16 protein-coding genes are annotated in these 15,819 nt (G+C 62.8%); 2 read left to right on the top strand and 14 right to left on the bottom strand.

The window, feature by feature from the left end; all coding sequences use genetic code 11:
• The first annotated feature begins 71 nt into the window (after positions 1-71).
• A complete protein-coding gene (locus tag V7651_RS03565; RefSeq protein ID WP_335612195.1) occupies positions 72-1,481 on the top strand; it encodes a DEAD/DEAH box helicase in 1,410 nt (469 codons plus the stop codon).
• A 99-nt stretch (positions 1,482-1,580) separates the two neighbouring features.
• A complete protein-coding gene (locus tag V7651_RS03560) occupies positions 1,581-2,558 on the top strand; it encodes an NAD(P)H-dependent flavin oxidoreductase (RefSeq protein ID WP_035535407.1) in 978 nt (325 codons plus the stop codon).
• Between the two features lie 46 nt (positions 2,559-2,604).
• Here the strand turns inward: V7651_RS03560 and V7651_RS03555 are convergent, their stop codons facing one another.
• From V7651_RS03555 to V7651_RS03490, 14 genes are all read right to left on the bottom strand, one after another.
• The gene (locus V7651_RS03555; RefSeq protein ID WP_035535411.1) at positions 2,605-3,018 is read right to left on the bottom strand and encodes a Fur family transcriptional regulator; all 414 of its coding nucleotides are present in this window, start codon (positions 3,016-3,018) and stop codon (positions 2,605-2,607) included.
• Positions 3,019-3,064: 46 nt separating this feature from the next.
• Positions 3,065-3,520 (bottom strand): ribosomal protein S18-alanine N-acetyltransferase, encoded by a 456-nt coding sequence (rimI, locus tag V7651_RS03550; protein WP_335612194.1) that lies wholly within the window; start codon positions 3,518-3,520, stop codon positions 3,065-3,067.
• Complete coding sequence (tsaB, locus tag V7651_RS03545; RefSeq protein WP_335612193.1) at positions 3,517-4,161, bottom strand: tRNA (adenosine(37)-N6)-threonylcarbamoyltransferase complex dimerization subunit type 1 TsaB; 645 nt, start codon at positions 4,159-4,161, stop codon at positions 3,517-3,519. Before tsaB ends, rimI begins: the two co-directional genes overlap by 4 nt.
• Before the next feature lie 12 nt (positions 4,162-4,173).
• Positions 4,174-4,773: a malonic semialdehyde reductase gene (locus tag V7651_RS03540; RefSeq protein WP_335612192.1), complete on the bottom strand. Its 600-nt coding sequence runs from the start codon at positions 4,771-4,773 to the stop codon at positions 4,174-4,176.
• A 33-nt stretch (positions 4,774-4,806) separates the two neighbouring features.
• Positions 4,807-5,388: a NifU family protein gene (locus tag V7651_RS03535; protein ID WP_335612191.1), complete on the bottom strand. Its 582-nt coding sequence runs from the start codon at positions 5,386-5,388 to the stop codon at positions 4,807-4,809.
• 79 nt (positions 5,389-5,467) lie between these two features.
• A complete protein-coding gene (locus tag V7651_RS03530) occupies positions 5,468-6,526 on the bottom strand; it encodes a hypothetical protein (RefSeq protein WP_335612190.1) in 1,059 nt (352 codons plus the stop codon).
• 179 nt (positions 6,527-6,705) lie between these two features.
• Positions 6,706-7,164, bottom strand: a complete 459-nt coding sequence (locus tag V7651_RS03525; protein ID WP_335612189.1) for a copper chaperone PCu(A)C — start codon at positions 7,162-7,164, stop codon at positions 6,706-6,708.
• An 89-nt stretch (positions 7,165-7,253) separates the two neighbouring features.
• On the bottom strand, positions 7,254-8,291 hold the full coding sequence (gene trpS / locus V7651_RS03520; RefSeq protein WP_335612188.1) for a tryptophan--tRNA ligase: 1,038 nt from the start codon (positions 8,289-8,291) through the stop codon (positions 7,254-7,256).
• A gap of 24 nt (positions 8,292-8,315) precedes the next feature.
• The gene (murJ, locus tag V7651_RS03515) at positions 8,316-9,872 is read right to left on the bottom strand and encodes a murein biosynthesis integral membrane protein MurJ (RefSeq protein WP_335612187.1); all 1,557 of its coding nucleotides are present in this window, start codon (positions 9,870-9,872) and stop codon (positions 8,316-8,318) included.
• 22 nt (positions 9,873-9,894) lie between these two features.
• Positions 9,895-12,741 (bottom strand): [protein-PII] uridylyltransferase, encoded by a 2,847-nt coding sequence (locus V7651_RS03510; RefSeq protein WP_418887215.1) that lies wholly within the window; start codon positions 12,739-12,741, stop codon positions 9,895-9,897.
• A gap of 138 nt (positions 12,742-12,879) precedes the next feature.
• Positions 12,880-13,245, bottom strand: a complete 366-nt coding sequence (locus V7651_RS03505; protein ID WP_335612185.1) for an EthD domain-containing protein — start codon at positions 13,243-13,245, stop codon at positions 12,880-12,882.
• 50 nt (positions 13,246-13,295) lie between these two features.
• The gene (locus V7651_RS03500; protein ID WP_335612184.1) at positions 13,296-14,357 is read right to left on the bottom strand and encodes a zinc-binding dehydrogenase; all 1,062 of its coding nucleotides are present in this window, start codon (positions 14,355-14,357) and stop codon (positions 13,296-13,298) included.
• Between the two features lie 3 nt (positions 14,358-14,360).
• Positions 14,361-15,143, bottom strand: coding sequence for a meso-2,3-butanediol dehydrogenase (gene budC, locus V7651_RS03495; RefSeq protein ID WP_335612183.1), 783 nt, complete (start codon positions 15,141-15,143; stop codon positions 14,361-14,363).
• A gap of 23 nt (positions 15,144-15,166) precedes the next feature.
• Positions 15,167-15,775: a cupin domain-containing protein gene (locus tag V7651_RS03490; protein ID WP_335612182.1), complete on the bottom strand. Its 609-nt coding sequence runs from the start codon at positions 15,773-15,775 to the stop codon at positions 15,167-15,169.
• Positions 15,776-15,819 lie beyond the last annotated feature (44 nt).

Raw genomic sequence — 15,819 nt, 5'->3', positions numbered from 1 at the left:
TTACAATTAGAGCCATCCGCGCGCCGGGGCATTGTGCCCTGTTTTGTGCGCACGAACATGAAAGAGTCATTTTGACCCAATTTACCGAACTCGGCCTGGCCGAGCCCGTCCTCAAAGCCATTACAGCTGAGGGCTACACCACGCCGACCCCAATTCAGGCGCAAGCCATTCCCGTTTTGCTCAAGGGCCAGGACGTTGTCGGCATTGCCCAGACGGGCACCGGCAAGACTGCGGCTTTCGTGCTGCCGCTGCTGAGCCTGCTCGCCACCAAGCCATCGCGCCCTGCGCCTCGCACGGCCCGCGTCCTCATCCTCGCGCCCACCCGCGAACTGGCTGCCCAGATTGCGGACAGCGTGCGCGCCTATGGCAGCCACATGCGCCCGAGCGTTGCTGTCGTTGTCGGCGGCGTGAAGCCTGGCGCACAGATCAAGGCCATGTCGCGCGGTGTCGATTTCCTGATCGCCACGCCCGGCCGCCTGCTAGACCATATGGACACGAAAGCCATCAGCCTCGCTGACACAACGGCTGTCGTTCTCGACGAAGCCGACCAGATGATGGACCTCGGCTTCATGCCAGCCATCCGCAAGGTTATGGCTGCCGTGCCAATGAAGCGCCAGACGCTGCTCTTCTCGGCGACGATGCCAAAGCCGATCCGCGCCCTTGCTGACGATTTCCTTCGCGACCCGGTCGAAATCGCCGTGACGCCGGAATCCAAGCCGGTCGAGCGCATCGAACAGGCCGTCTACATGATCAAGGGCCAGGCGAAGCCCGCCTTCCTGTCGGAGCTGCTCTCGGCTGACGACATGGACCGCGCCATCGTCTTCACGCGCACAAAGCATGGCGCCGACAAGGTCGTGAAAAACCTCGCCAATGACGGCCTCTATGCCGAAGCCATCCATGGCAACAAGAGCCAGAACCAGCGCATCCGCGCGCTCGACGCTTTCAAAAGCGGCAAGGCGCCGATCCTGGTTGCAACCGATATCGCCGCACGCGGCATTGATGTTGACGGTGTCAGCCATGTCATCAACTTCGACATGCCGAACATCTCGGAATCCTATGTCCACCGCATCGGCCGTACGGCGCGCGCCGGCAAGACCGGTATCGCCATCTCGCTCGTCGGCAATGATGAGCGCGCCTACCTGCGCGATATTGAAAAGCTCACTGGCAAGTCCATCCCGCGTCTTGACCCGCCAGCTGGCACGGCGCTTGACCTGTCGCAGCCGGAAGAAGAGGGCCCGCACAAGCAGCAACGCAATGGCGGTCGCAGCCGTCCAGGCGGTCGTGGCCATGCCCGCAGCGGTGGGGGTGGTGGCGGCAAGCCACGTGCGCACGGACAAGGCGGTAAGCCGAAATCCGGCGGCGGCGCCAATGGTGGCCGCAAACAGGGCGGCAAGCCCGGTGGCCAGCGTTCCGGCAATGGCGGCGGCGCAACACCTGCAGCGGCCCGCAGCCGTGGTTCCTGGTCGCCCGCGTCCAGCTAGGGAAGGGTACAGGGCTGCTAGCCCTTTACCCATCGTAAGCCTTGCGACTTGCGCCGTCCTTGTTCAAGGATGGCGCAAAATCGTATTTGGAGGCGACCCATGAAAACCCGTATCACCGAAATGTTCGGCATCGAGCACCCGATCATCCAGGGCGGCATGCACTTTGTCGGATTTGCTGAGATGGCTGCCGCTGTATCAAACGCTGGCGGTCTCGGGATCATCACGGCGCTTACGCAACGCACGCCGGCAGATCTCGCCAACGAGATCGCCCGCTGCCGCGACATGACGGACAAGCCAATCGGCGTGAACCTTACCTTCCTGCCGGTCGTCAACGCACCGGACTATCCAGGCTATGTCAAAGCCATCATTGATGGCGGCGTGAAGGCCGTCGAGACGGCCGGCAACAACCCCGTTCAGGTCCTGCCGATCCTCAAGGAACACGGCATCAAGGTCATTCACAAATGTACCGCCGTGCGCCACGCGCTGAAGGCCCAGTCGATTGGCTGTGACGCGGTCAGCGTCGACGGATTTGAGTGCGGTGGCCACCCGGGTGAAGACGACATCCCTAACATGATCCTTCTGCCACGCGCGGCTGACGAGCTGGATATCCCGTTCGTCGCCTCTGGCGGTCAGGCCGACGGGCGCAGCCTCGTGGCCTCGCTCGCCATGGGCGCAGAAGGCATGAACATGGGCACGCGCTTCATCGCCACGAAAGAAGCCCCCGTGCACCAGAACGTGAAGGACGCGATCGTCGCCGCCAGCGAGCTCGACACGCGCCTTGTCATGCGCCCGCTGCGCAACACCGAACGCGTGCTGACCAATGTGGCTGTCGAACGGCTTCTGAAGAAGGAAAAGGAACTCGGCTCGAAGCTGGAGTTCAAGGACATTGCCGAAGAAGTGGCAGGCGTCTATCCGCGCATCATGATGGATGGCGAAATGGATGCCGGCGCCTGGAGCTGCGGTATGGTCGCCGGCCTCATCCACGATATCCCGACCTGTAAGGAACTGATCGACCGGATCATGGCCGAGGCCGAAGAGATCATCAACAAGCGCCTCGGCGGCTTCCTGAAAAACTAGGCTTTATCGCTTGCCTGCCTCTCCCCGACGGGGGGAGGCGGCCGGGCTACTCGCCGTCCTTGAGCGGTATCCCGTAAAGCTCCAGCCGGTGATCGACCAGCTTGTAGCCGAGCTTGCGGGCGATCTCGACCTGCAGGGCCTCGATTTCTTCCGAATGGAATTCCACGACGCCGCCGGTCTTGATGTCGATCAGGTGGTCATGGTGCTCGTCGGGCACTTCCTCGTAGCGGGCGCGCCCGTCACGGAAGTCATGGCGTTCGATGATGCCGGCATCCTCGAACAGTTTCACGGTCCGGTAGACGGTTGCCAGTGAAATCGAGGAGTCCATCGTATTCGCGCGGCGGTGCAGCTCTTCGGCATCGGGGTGGTCGTCCGACATCGACAGGATGCGCGCGATCACGCGTCGCGGCTCCGTCATGCGAAGGCCTTTTTCAGCGCAAAGTTTTTCTAGTCTGTCCATTTTACTTATCTGCCCCCAGTGGCGCGGGAAGTCCAGATGGCAGCGCTCATAACGCGAGCGAGCGTGACATGAGGATAGCGGCGACAGGTATATCGCGTCCGGTCGTGTAATAACCGGGGCGGCGACCGTCCTCGCTGAAGCCGAGCCCATCATACAAGCTCCGCGCGGCAAGGTTGTCCTCCGCCACGTCCAGCATGATGCGGGAAATGCCGCGTTCGCCCAGTCGGGTGATCATGCTTTTCAATAAGTGTGCGGCGATGCCCATTCGCTTGAAATCCGGCGCTGTGGCAATCGTCAGGATGTCCGCTTCGCCCACCACTGTCTGCACCAGAATGAAACCTGCGAGCGTGCCAGATCGCTCTGCGCCAAGGCCGAACGTCGTACTCTCAGAGAGGAGGTCGCGAAAGGCTGCCGGGCTCCACGGATCGGCAAAACCGGTCGCATGCAGCATCGCTACGCGTCCGGCATCGTCGGGCCGGAGGACAATGACGGGCTGCGTCATGGTTTTTGGCCGGGCAGGGTTGCGTCGGGCTCGCGGGCATAAACGGGGGCAGGGGAGTGGTTGCTTGCTTCAAAGCTTGGCGCCTTGAGCGCGGCCGTAATCGCCGAGGGCCGCATCGGGCGTATGTCGAGCGCTTCTGCCAGTGAGCCAAGCGCCTCCGCGCCATCCATGAAGATGGGCACCTTGAAGCCTTCCAGCATGGTCTTCAGCGCGTCAAGACCGACTTCCACAGGCGTCGATATGCCTTCGTCGCCCTCAAGGCCCTGCACCCACCAGGTCTGGTCCGGCGGGCGTTTCTGGGCCTGCAGCGCGCCCAGCGTGTTGCCCTCCATGCCGGCCGGAATGGCCGCTTCCAGACTGGTCACGCCAATGCAGGGTGCGCCCGTCACAAGCGCAAGGCCGCGCGCATAGGCAACGCCGATCCGGATGCCTGTGAAGCTGCCCGGCCCGGTGACGACCGCTATCCGGTCAACATCCTGCAGTATGACACCTGCCTCATCCAGCAGGCGCTCAACGAAGCCCGGAAGTTGTCGGTCCTGCCCACGTGCCATATCCTCGCGCGCGTCGGCGAGTATGTCACCGTCACGCACCAGTGCCGCTTCGAGGGCGGCAGAGGCGGTGTTGAGAGCGAGAACCAGCATTTTTGTGCGGGATCAGAGAACCCGGCAGGCTTCTTCAAAGTCGAGGCGCGGGCTGCGGTCGAAAAGCTTGGATTTGTCGCCATGGCCGATGTTGCAGATAAAATTGGCGCGCCAATGCTGCATCTCGCCATCCTGGCTCTCGAAGAATTCCTTGTTCACGCCATCAGCGTCAAAGCCGGACATCGGACCGCAATCGAGGCCGAGCGCGCGGGCCGCGATCATCAGATAGGCGCCCTGAAGCGTGCCATTGCGAAAGGCGGTCTCATCGCGATTGGAATTGAACCAGTCCTTCGCGCCGGGCGCGTGGGGAAAGAGTTTCGGGATTTTTTCCTGGAATTTCAGGTCATAGGCGATGATGCACACATAGGGTGCGCTCATTGTCTTGTCGGTATTGTTGCCGCCCATATGGGGCTTCAGGCGCGCCTTGGCCTCGTCGCTGGTGATCCAGACGAAGCGGGCCGGGCAGCAATTGGCGCTCGTCGGGCCCATCTTCGCGAGGTCATAAACGGCGCGAACCAGTACTTCGGGCACCGATTTGTCGAGAAAGCCGTTCTGGCTGCGCGCATCGCGGAAGATGACGTCAAGGGCGTGGTCGTTGACCGGGTGAGCCATGGCGGAGTGTCCTTCTATAATTTTATAAATGTCCTAAAGGACGGCTTCGACGGCTGTGACTTCCGGCACATAGGTCTTGAGCATATTTTCGATGCCCTGCTTCAGGGTCATTGTCGAGGAGGGGCAACCCGCACAGGCGCCGCGCATCGACAGGTGCACAATGCCTGTGTCCGGTTCGAAGCGATGGAAGATGATATCGCCGCCATCCTGGGCAACGGCCGGGCGCACGCGCGTCTCGATCAGTTCCTTGATCTCCTCGACGATTTCGGCTGCGTCTCCTTCATAAACCGTGTCATCGCCGCTTTCGCTGCTTGCTGCGACGGCGCCATCTTCGACAACTGGCAAGCCAGCCATGAAATGGTCCATGATCGCGGCCAGCACCATGGGTTTGACATGTTTCCAGTCGCGGCCCGGGTCCTTGTTGATCGACACGAAATCGCTGCCGAGGAACACGCGGTCCACGCCGTCCACCTGGAACAGCGCGCGTGCGAGCAGGCTCATGCGGGCGCTGCCAATATCAGGGAAGTCGAAAGGCCCGAGATCGCCCGCAACGGGCAATCCGGGCAGGAATTTCACGGTATCCGGGTTCGGGGTCGGTTCGGTCTGGATGAACATGGGCGTCAGGCCCCTCTCACATGGCTATCTGGGGTCCAGATGGCCCGAAGACGCTATGTGTTCAAGGGGAAAGCCGCGTTCAGGGTGCCGCAACGCCAAGGGCAGGGTCCAGCGAGGCGACGGATTCCACGTCTTCTGCGGGCAGGGCGTCGATCGCATCGGCCAGTTCCAGCGTCGCGGCCTTGGCTTCGGACAGGTAGAATCCCATGCCGGCCAGGTGATTGGCCATCAGCATGCCGTCGCCGGGCTGGTTTGAGACGATCAGCGGTTTCATATGCGCTGCATGGCCCCAGGCCTCCGTGGCCTTGGTCATGGCAGCCTGCACGTCTGGCATGCGGCTGAAGCGCGGATCGGCACGTTGAGAGGCCAGCAACATCTCGCGGGCGACATGGGCACGGGCCTTGGCGCCGTAGAAGGCAATGATGTCCTGACGGCTGGCGGGCCATTCGACCGTTTCAGCATTGATCTGCGCGGAAAGGTCGGCGAGGTCGGTTTCAGACCAGCCTGCGAACAGACGGGATTCAGCCTTCAATAGCTCCATCCGGTCGGGCTGGGTCGCCAGACCGCGGGCAGAGCGTGTGTCAAAACGGTTGAGCGCCTCTGCAGCCGACGTCAGGCGCGGGCGCATGTCATCGCCCGGCATGCCGTGCAGCAGGCGGGCGGCCGCGGTGAGATCGGCGTCGGGCTCACCATTGACCGGACTTATCACGGCCAGCAGGCGGGCATGCTCGGCCAGCGCATCGGCGGTCGCCTTCTGCCAGGCGGGCATCGCGGTGAGGCGGGCTTGCGGGTGCCAGCTGGCGCGGTCGCCGGCCCAGCCGGTACCTTCCAGCTCGCGGGCAATCTTGTTGATCGCAACGCCGGCTTCCGGTGAGGCCCAGGCCTGGTTCGAGGAGAGCACAACGTCGCTGTCGTCGATCTTGTGCGACATCACGGTCATGACCGGATAGGCGAGCACGGCGCCAACAACCGTGCCGACCTTCAGCATCAGGATGGAGCGGCGCCACCAGCGCTGGAAGAACAACATGATCGGACTGGGTTCGGCATAATCGAAAGTCACGAGATGGTCGGTACCGATCCGGGTCACGACGGGCCCTTCCTCCTGGTAGGCCGCTGGCAGGCGACTATCAAATGCCATACTCTACATCCAAACGCTGAAACTGTTGCCCCTACGACACTATGCGGGCAATTAAAGCCTATTAACAGTCCCTTAACAGTTAAATCTAGGCAACCCGCAATCTTCATTGCAAGTCAGTTGCCAAAGGCCCTTGGTCTGCTTTGGTTTTTTTGCTCAGCGATTGCTCAAAAAAATGGCAGTTAGTCTGCCTGGCCAATGATTTCGGCTTTTGTGACCATCATTTGTTCTTTGCCCTGACCATCGCTGAATGTCAGGACGAGATCGGCCGAATCGCCCACGGCGAGGCTTTTGTCGAAGCCGAACAGCATGAGGTGGTTACCGCCGCGCTCCAGCACCAGGGGCGATTTCTCGGTCACGGGAAACGATTTCACCTGGCGCATCCGCATCACGCCATTGTCCATCACCATCGTGTGCAGCTCGACACTGTCGGCTGCATCCGTGGTCACACCGGTCAGCATCTCGTCGGTGCCGCGTACCTTCACCACCAGACCGCCACTGGCAATGCCCTGGCCACCGGCCGGCATCACGATATAGGCACCGGAAATGTCGAGGGCGCTTTCACCTTCAGGAACAGGATTTGAGCAGGCAGCCACGAGGCCAAGGCCAATCAGTGCAAGGGCAGGGAAGAGGCGTTTCATGGGATATCCTTCCGGGGGAATAATTCTGCCCTCACGCTAAGCCTGAAGTTCGGGAGGAGAAAGGGTGCATGCCGCCGCAGGGGGGCACATCAGCCGCGCCAGAAACCGATAATGTCCCGCACGTCGTCCATGATAGTCGCAGCAATCGCGCGGGCCTTTTCGGCACCTTTCGACAGCGCGCGGTCGATGCTCGCCGTGTCGGCAAGTATCTCGCGATAGCGGGCGGTTATCGGCGCGAGGTGCGCCACCGTCACGTCTGCCAGCGCTGGCTTGAACACGCCAAAGCCCTGGCCGCCATATTGGCGCAGAACGGCCTCGACGCTTTCACCGGACAGAGCGCTGTAGATGCCGACAAGGTTTTCGACTTCCGGACGGCCCTTCAGGCCGTCGACTTCGCTCGGCATATCGCCTTCAAGGTCGGTCTTGGCCTTCTTGATCTTCTTGGAGATCTCGTCGGACGTATCAACCAGGTTGATGCGCGACAGGTCAGACGGGTCGGACTTGGACATCTTCTTCGTGCCATCCTTCAGGCTCATGATCCGGGCACCGGGGCCCTTGATCATGGGTTCGGGCAGGGGGAAGAAGCCTGGCGCATCATATTCGCGGTTGAACCGGTCGGCGATGTCGCGGCTCAGCTCAAGGTGCTGTTTCTGGTCTTCACCGACAGGCACGTGTGTCGCCTTGTAGGCGAGGATGTCAGCCGCCTGCAGCACAGGATAGGTGAACAGGCCCACGGAGGCGCGCTCGGAATCCTTACCGGCCTTGTCCTTGAACTGGGTCATCCGCTCGACCCAGCCCATGCGGGCGACACAGTTGAACACCCAGGCGAGTTCGGCGTGCGCGGGCACGGCCGATTGCGCGAAGACGATCGATTTGTCGGGGTCGATGCCGCACGCGAGGAAGGCCGCTGCGATCTGGCGCGTCTGGTCCAGCAGCGCCTCACGGGCCACGGGCAGGGTGATCGCATGCATGTTCACGACCGAAAAGATGCAGTCGTGGCCAGCGTCCTGAAGGTCGACGAACTTTTTCAGTGCGCCGAGATAGTTGCCAAGGTGCAGGTTTCCCGTTGGCTGGATGCCGGAGAAAACGCGCTCGGGGCCGGTATAGGCAGGGGTCGTATCAGTCATGCGCAGGGCCAATAGCGCGTTTGATCAGCGCCGCATAGTGCGTCGGATGTCGCTGATCCGCACGGCGCCCGTGATCAGGGCCGCTACGGCATAGGTCACGCCCCCCGCCAGCACGATCACGCCAGCCGAAAGTGCCTTGCTGCCATAGAGATACGCTTCCACGGTGGGCAGGATGCGCAGGAGATACCAGACCACCGCCGACATGACCCCCGTGGCCAGCAGCGCCCGTATCACGCCCGAAGCCAGTTTCGGCCCCGGCCTGTACCAGTCGCGCTTCACCAGTGTCGTCCAAAGCAGGACCACATTGACCCAGGCGGCCACACTGGTCGCAATCGCAAGGCCGACAAAGCCCTGCTGGCCGTTGGCCTTCATCCAGAAAAACAGGCCCGCGCCAAGTACCGTGTTGATAAAGACCGAGGCGAGCGCATACCGCATCGGCGTCTTCGTGTCCTCGCGGGCGAAGAAAGCCGGCGCCAGAACCTTGATCAGCACGAAGGCCGGAACGCCCCACGCAAAATGGAAGAGGGCATTGCCCGATTGCAGTGCATCGAAATTGGTAAACTCGCCTCGCGCAAAGAAGGCATCAATCAGGAAGACCGGCGCAATCAGCAGGGATGCCGCCGCCGGCAGCGTCAGCGCCATGGCGAGGCCAATGCCCTCGTCCATCGTCGCCCGGCTGGAATCATCGTCCAGCGCCCGCGCCGCCCGTGACAGGCGCGGCAGGATCGCGACGCCCACGGCCACGCCGACAAGGCCGAGCGGCAGCTGATAAAGCCGGTCCGCTGCATAGAGCCAGCTCTTGGCGCCGACTTCGAAACTCGCGAGCGACTGGCTGACAATGATGTTGATCTGCGTACCGCTGGCCGCAAACGTGCCGGGCAGGGCCAGCATCATCACCTTCTTCACCGCCGGGGTCAGGCGCGGCAGGCCGAGCAGGCTGAGATGCACTTTCTGGCGGCTGACACCCCACCACAGTGCCCCGGCCTGCAGGACGCCCGCGATGAAATACGCAATCGAGGCGGCCTTGGCCGTGGTTACCGGGTCGTCGCTGATTAGCGCCGCCGGGATCAGGCAAAGGTTCAGCAGCGTCGGCACGCCCGCCGACAGGATGAACCGCTCGGATGAGTTCAGCACGCCCGAAAGCAGCGCGGCCAGCGCCATGAAGGTCAGGTAAGGCATCGTCACGCGCGTCAGCAGTACGGCAAGATTATAGTGTTCCGGATCGTCGGCCTGACCGCCATGGATCAGCAGCAGCACCCAAGGCATAAAAATCTGCGCCAGAATGGTCAGCGCAGCCGTCGCCGCAAACAGCACGCGCATCGCCTCTTGCGCCACGGCGCGGGCCGCTTCCGGTCCTTCGGCTTCCAGCGTGCGCGCATAGGTCGGTACGAAAGCGGAGGCAAAAGCCCCCTCGGCAAAGATGCGGCGGAACAGGTTCGGGAATTGCTGCGCCGTCGCCCAGGCATCGCCCACCGGCCCGGCGCCGATCGTGGCGACCAGAAGGATATCGCGCACCATGCCCAGCACGCGGCTAGCCAGCGTCAGGGACGATTGCACGAGAGTGTTGCGCGCGACGCTCATGCAATTTCCCTTGGGTGAATTCTCAGAAGCTGTCCACGGCGCGGGAGCGTTTCAGTTTCCGGGCCGGGGTTTGCGGTGCATCCGGTTCTTCGCGCCCTAATACGGCAAGAAGACGTTCCTTGAGTGTATCTTTGCGGGCTTTTGTACCCATTTTCTGGCCGCGGGCATTCTGTACATAAAAGGCGTCGAACACGCGCTCGCCGTAAGAGCCGACATGCGCCGAGTGGATCGACAGTTTCATGTCGGCCAGCACATCCGCCACTTCATGCAGCAGGCCCGGCCGGTTGCGGCCGGCAATGTCGATCACCGTATAGTCGGCCGACAAGTCGTCGCGGATCTGAACCGAAGGCTGCACCAGGAAGGCCGCCTCGCGCCGTCCGGCCCGCGCATTCACTTCGCCCTTGATGGCATTGTCTGCGAGCGCGTCCCGCATGGCTTTTTCCAGTCGCTCCATGCGCGGCGCATCTCCGGCAGCAAAGGCGCCCTTGCTCGCGTCCTGCAGCATGAAGATATCGACGATGCGGCCCCGGTTGCTGGTGAACACCTGCGCCGAGACAACGTTGGCGCCCAGCCGGGCCAGCGTTCCTGCGAGGTCTGCGAACAGGCCCGTCCGGTCAGCGCCCGACACGATCATCGCCACCGCGCCGCCATCGGCAAGATAGCGGTGTGCCACGACCTCTTGCAGTCCGTCATTCAGTACACGGGCCTGCCAGGCGAGGTCATCGAGATCAAAGCCTGTCCAATAGGCCGTTTCCATTTCCAGCATCAGCGCCGGCACTTTGCCAACCCGGTCGATCAGGGCTTCGCGGCGGCGCTCGGCGCGCGCTTCCAGTTCGGCCAGCACACCGGCCTCATCCGTGCGTCCGCCCCGCAGGGCGGCAGCGGTATTGTTGTAAAGGTCAGCCAGCAACTGGCCCTTCCACGCATTCCACACAGCCGGGCCGACGGCTTTGATGTCGGCCACGGTGAGAATATAGAGCAGGCGCAGCCGCTCCAGCGACCCCACAAGTTCAGCAAACTTCGCCACTGTGCGCGGATCGGAAATATCACGCTTCTGCGCCGTCTCGCTCATTTCGAGGTGATGCCCCACCAGCCAGGCTACAAGTTCGCTCTCGGCCTCCGGCAGGCCAAGGCGCTGGCACGCGCGCAGCGATGTTTTCATGCCTTCGATCTGCTGGTCGCCCTTGCCCTTGCCCGTATCGTGCAACAGCATCGCCATGTAGAGCGCCCGGCGGTTTTCCAGCAGCGGGAACAGCTCGCTGACCAGCTTGATTGTCTCGCCGCGCCCGTGCTCCATGTCGGAGATATATTCCACGGCGCGGATCGTGTGCTCGTCCACCGTATAGTGATGGTACATATTGAACTGGGTCTGAGCGACGATACCGCCAAATTCCGGCATCACGCGGCCCAGCAGCCCCGACTCGTTCATCCAGCGCAGTACCTGGCCCGGCCGGTCGCCGCCCATGATGGATTCCAGCACCAGTTGGCGTGCTTCCGGCGTCTCGCGCACGCTGTCATTCATGGCGCGCAGGTTGCGGGTCAGCGCCGTCAGGGCATCGGGGTGGATGTCCTTGCCTTCGCGCCGGGCAATCGTGAACAGCCGCAGCATGTTCAGCGGATCGGACGCCATCACGTCCTCGTCGACCGTGTTGATACGGCCATTGTCGATAATGAAACCGTTTTCCTTCAGCGCCTGTGGCGCGCGGATCGGCAGGAAGCGCCGCAGGCCCTCGGGCTTCTTCTTGTGGTCGGCTTCCAGTTTCGCCGCCAGGATACGCGTCAGGCTGCCAACGTCCTTGGCGATCAGGAAATAGCGCTTCATGAAGCGCTCGACGCCCTGCTGCTCGCCTCGGTCACGATAGCCCATGCGCGAGGCGATCTCCGGTTGCAGGTCAAAGCCGAGCCGTTCTTCCGGGCGTCCTGTCACGAAATGAAGATGGCAGCGCACGGTCCAGAGGAATTTCGCGGCGCGGATGAAGATACTGTATTCGTGCGGCGTGAACGGGCCATTCTGCATCACGTCTTCCAGCGTGCGCCCGCCATACATGTGCTTGGTAATCCAGTAGAGCGTCTGCAGGTCGCGCAGTCCGCCCTTACCTTCCTTGAGGTTCGGCTCGACCACATAGCGCGCGTCGCCATGGCGGGCATGGCGCGCATCGCGCTCGGCCAGCTTGTCGGCAATGAACTGCGCGTCCTTGCCCTTTACCGCTTCGCGCTGGAACAGCTCGAACATGTCCGTCGCCAGCGTGTGGTCGCCGCAGATGAACCGTGCGTCCAGCATTGAGGTCTTGATCGTCACGTCCTCGGCGGCGAGCTTCACGCAATCCTGCGGCGTGCGGAAGGCGTGGCCCACTTTCAGGCCCATGTCCCACATCGCATAGAGCATATACTCGATCACGCTCTCGGTATGCGGGCTCACCTTGTAGGCACGCAGGAACAGGAGGTCCGTGTCGGAGGAGGGCGCCATCACGCCCCGTCCATAGCCACCTGTGGCGACGACCGCGATACGCTCGGCCTCTGTGGGGTTGCGCGCGCGGATCACATGCGTCGTCGTATAATCATAAAGCGCGCTGATGACTTCATCCTGCACGGCGCATAGCAGGCGCGCGGTGTCCAGCCCGTCGGCGCCCTGTTGCAGGCGTTCCTGCGCGATCAGGCGACCCCGGAAGAGGGCGGCGTGCAAATGGTCGATCACGATCTTGCGCGCCGCTTGCGGGTCGCCTTCGTGCTGCTGGGCGGCGGACGTCAGCTTGATGCGCAGGGCGCGCCCGTCAATGATGTTCGAAATCCGCCAGCGGCCCGGCCGGCGCAGCGGCGAATTACGGGTATCGACAAGGCTGGGGCCGGTGCTTGCAGGGTTCGACGTCATACTCATGCGCTATCCTATAGCAGCTAAGGCGCTGCCGACCATGGCCACATTTCCGCGATCAGTGGCGTGCACGCCCCTGCCAGATATGGCTCTACGTCAAACGGGTTTCAAATATGGTAACTCAGCGCGGGCCAGGTTTCAGCCAACAATCACATGCTCGTCGCCGAACCAGAGCGGCGAGTTGGCGAGGTCGATGAACGTCTTCTCGTCTTCCAGCAATTCGCGCCCGGCGGCCGCTGCCGCCTCGCTCGTATTGGCGGCCATGGCGTCTTCGCTCTCGAACCAGAGCTCAGCCACACCGTCAAATTCCTCCGGTGCGCCGCGTGAGCCAGCAATGCCGGTGTTCAGCGCATCATGCCCCGTGTGCAGCTGGACATAGCGCAGCACGCCCAGTGTCTTCGCATGCTTCGCCACAAGCGGCGCGTGGCTCTCGCGCCAATAGGTCTGGAATTGCTCGCGGCTGAGATGCGGCAGGCGGCGAAGGCAGAAGGTCAGCTTGATCATGGGAGGAACCTAGTCGCGCTGTTCAGGGCTGTCGATCAGAACCTTGCGCCTCAGGCCTGCGGGTCGATCAGGATCTTTATCTCGCTCGGGTTCTTCGCCAGGCTGTCAAAGGCCGCTTCCGTTCGCTCCAGCGGCTGGCGGCTGGTAATCAGGCGCATCGCCTCGTCTGGATGCGCGCGGATCATCGCCAGCGCTGCCGCAAACTCCTCTGGCCGGTAGGCAAAGCTGAACTCCAGCGTCAGCTCCCGCACGATGGCTTCCAGTGGCGTCAGCTTCTCCTCATGCGGGCAAACGCCCACAACGATGATATGGCTGTGCGCGGGGGCCGCCTTCACGATCTGGTCGATGACGCCGGGCGCGCCTGTGCATTCGAACACATTGATACCCGGCGGCAGACCGCTGAACTCCCGCTCAAGCAGCGGCGACATGGGGTGCGGGGTGAAGGCAAAATCGGTCCAGCGGCTGAAGGGCGAGTCCGTTGCCGGGTCCAGCACGATATCTGCGCCAAGCGAGGCCGCCACCGCGCGCCGCTCCGGCGAGAAATCTGCCGCGAGGATCGGCCCGCGCCCTTGCAACCGCAGCGCCAGGATCACCGACAGGCCCACCGGCCCGCAGCCGATCACCATGTTTGGCCCCGCATTGCGGCTCGCAAGGTTTGCCGCGTGCAGGCCTACGGAGACCGGCTCTGTCAGGGCGCCAAGGTCTGCTGGCACATCGCCGGGAATGGCAAAGGCCCGCACCGCATCCACGCAGCTTAGCGTAGCCAGCCCGCCGCCATGGTCCGGCGACAGGCCAATGGCCTGCGGCGCGTCATGGCCATGCGTGAAGGGCAGGGCAGTAACGATTTGGCCCACCTTCAGCGCGGTGTCGGTGCCGGGCGCAATGCCGACCAGTTCAGCCGAGAATTCATGGCCGGGAATGATCACCGGCAACTGGCTGTGCGCTTCGGGCAGTGTCGCATCGGCGGCGGCCGCCATCTGTTTGCGCAGGCTGAGATCGCTGCCGCAGATGCCGGTGAACAACGGCCGTACAAGCAGCTGGCCTTGGGCGGGCGTGGGGTCAGCCAGTTCGCGGATGGAAAAATGGTGCCCCTGGAGAGTCGCTGCGCGCATCTGTCAGCCCGCCGGCAGTTCGGCAAAGCGCGCAATCTCGGGCTGGCCGGTATGCGCCGTTGCGCCGCCATCCGCCACGATGATCGAGCCGGTCACGTAGGACGCCGCATCCGAGGCAAGGAAGGCGACGACATTCGCCATCTCTTCCGGCTGCGCGGCGCGCTGCATCGGAATGCGCTGGGTCCAGTCTTCCTTCAGGCCCGGTATCTGGTGAACGCCCGCCGTGATCGGCGTGTCGACAAGACCGGGGCAGAGCGCGTTGACGCGAATGCCATCGCGCGCATGGTCCACCGCGAGGGCCCGCGTATAGTTTACGACCGCGCCCTTGGCGGCATTATAGGCAGCGAAACGATAGTCCCCACCGAGGCCCGAGATCGACGCCGTGTTCACGATGGCGCTGCCCTGTGGCATATGCGGGATGGCGGCGTGGCAGGCATAGAACACCGAGTGCAGGTCCACCGCGATCACGTTTTCCCATGTCGCCGCGTCCATCTCCACGCTGGTGCCATAGCTGCCAATGCCGGCATTGTTGAACAGGATGTCGATCCGGCCATGGCTGTCCACAGCTGCCCGGATCAGCGCGTCCACGTCCGCCTGTTTCGACACATCGCATTTTACCGCAAGTGCCGTTGGCCCCAGGTCGCGCGCCAGTGAGCGTCCGCCTTCGTCACCAATGTCGGCCAGCACGACATGCGCGCCTTCCCTTGCCATCAGCCGGGCCGTTGCGGCACCAATGCCGGATGCCGCGCCAGTGATGACGACAACCTTGTTCTCGAATCTTTTCATTGTCATCTGTCCCGCAGCCCCGCTCAGGCCTTTGCGGCGCTGGGAGGAGACTCGTTGGCCCAATCGGGGCAGCGGTCGGCCACGGCGCCGGCAATCTTCTGCCAGGCGGGCACGGTTTTCGCGAGAAACCTGATGTCGAAATTCTCCTGTCCGCGAAATTCCAGAACTTCGGCGCCTTGCGGTCCGGGTGTGTAGCGATAGGCCTTGTTCGCGCCGACGAAAAAGCCGTCGCCCGCGTTCAGCGTTTCCGTGCCGAGCTGCAGGCTGCCGGCGACAACATAATAGAGGCAATCGACATCATGCGTGTGCAGAGGAAGGGGGAAGCCGCTCTTGAACCACGCATAGGTCAGGCTGAAGCCCGGTTGCGAGAACAGCGTCTTGACCACATTGCCCTCGGCAAAGCCGGCTTCGAGCGCGACGCCGATACCCGCTTCCAGCTCGGGCGTCATGTCCGCCACATCCATGTGCGCCGTCTCGTCGAGCGAGGGTGCATCGGCCGTGCGGAATATCTGGAATCCGCCGCGGTTCACGGTGTCGGACTGTTCCTGTGTGGCTGTGTCGGGCAAAGCTGTTTCCTCCTGATCGGCCGTTTTCCGGCGCTTGCGACGGGCTTGCTTGGCCAAGGGCCGCATGCCGTCTTTCCGAAACGCTATCCCAAATGTTGAAATAGTCAACA

It is taken from the genome of Hyphomonas oceanitis (genome assembly GCF_036964545.1).
Lineage (GTDB): Bacteria > Pseudomonadota > Alphaproteobacteria > Caulobacterales > Hyphomonadaceae > Hyphomonas > Hyphomonas oceanitis.
This window is presented reverse-complemented; position numbering and strand designations above follow the sequence as displayed.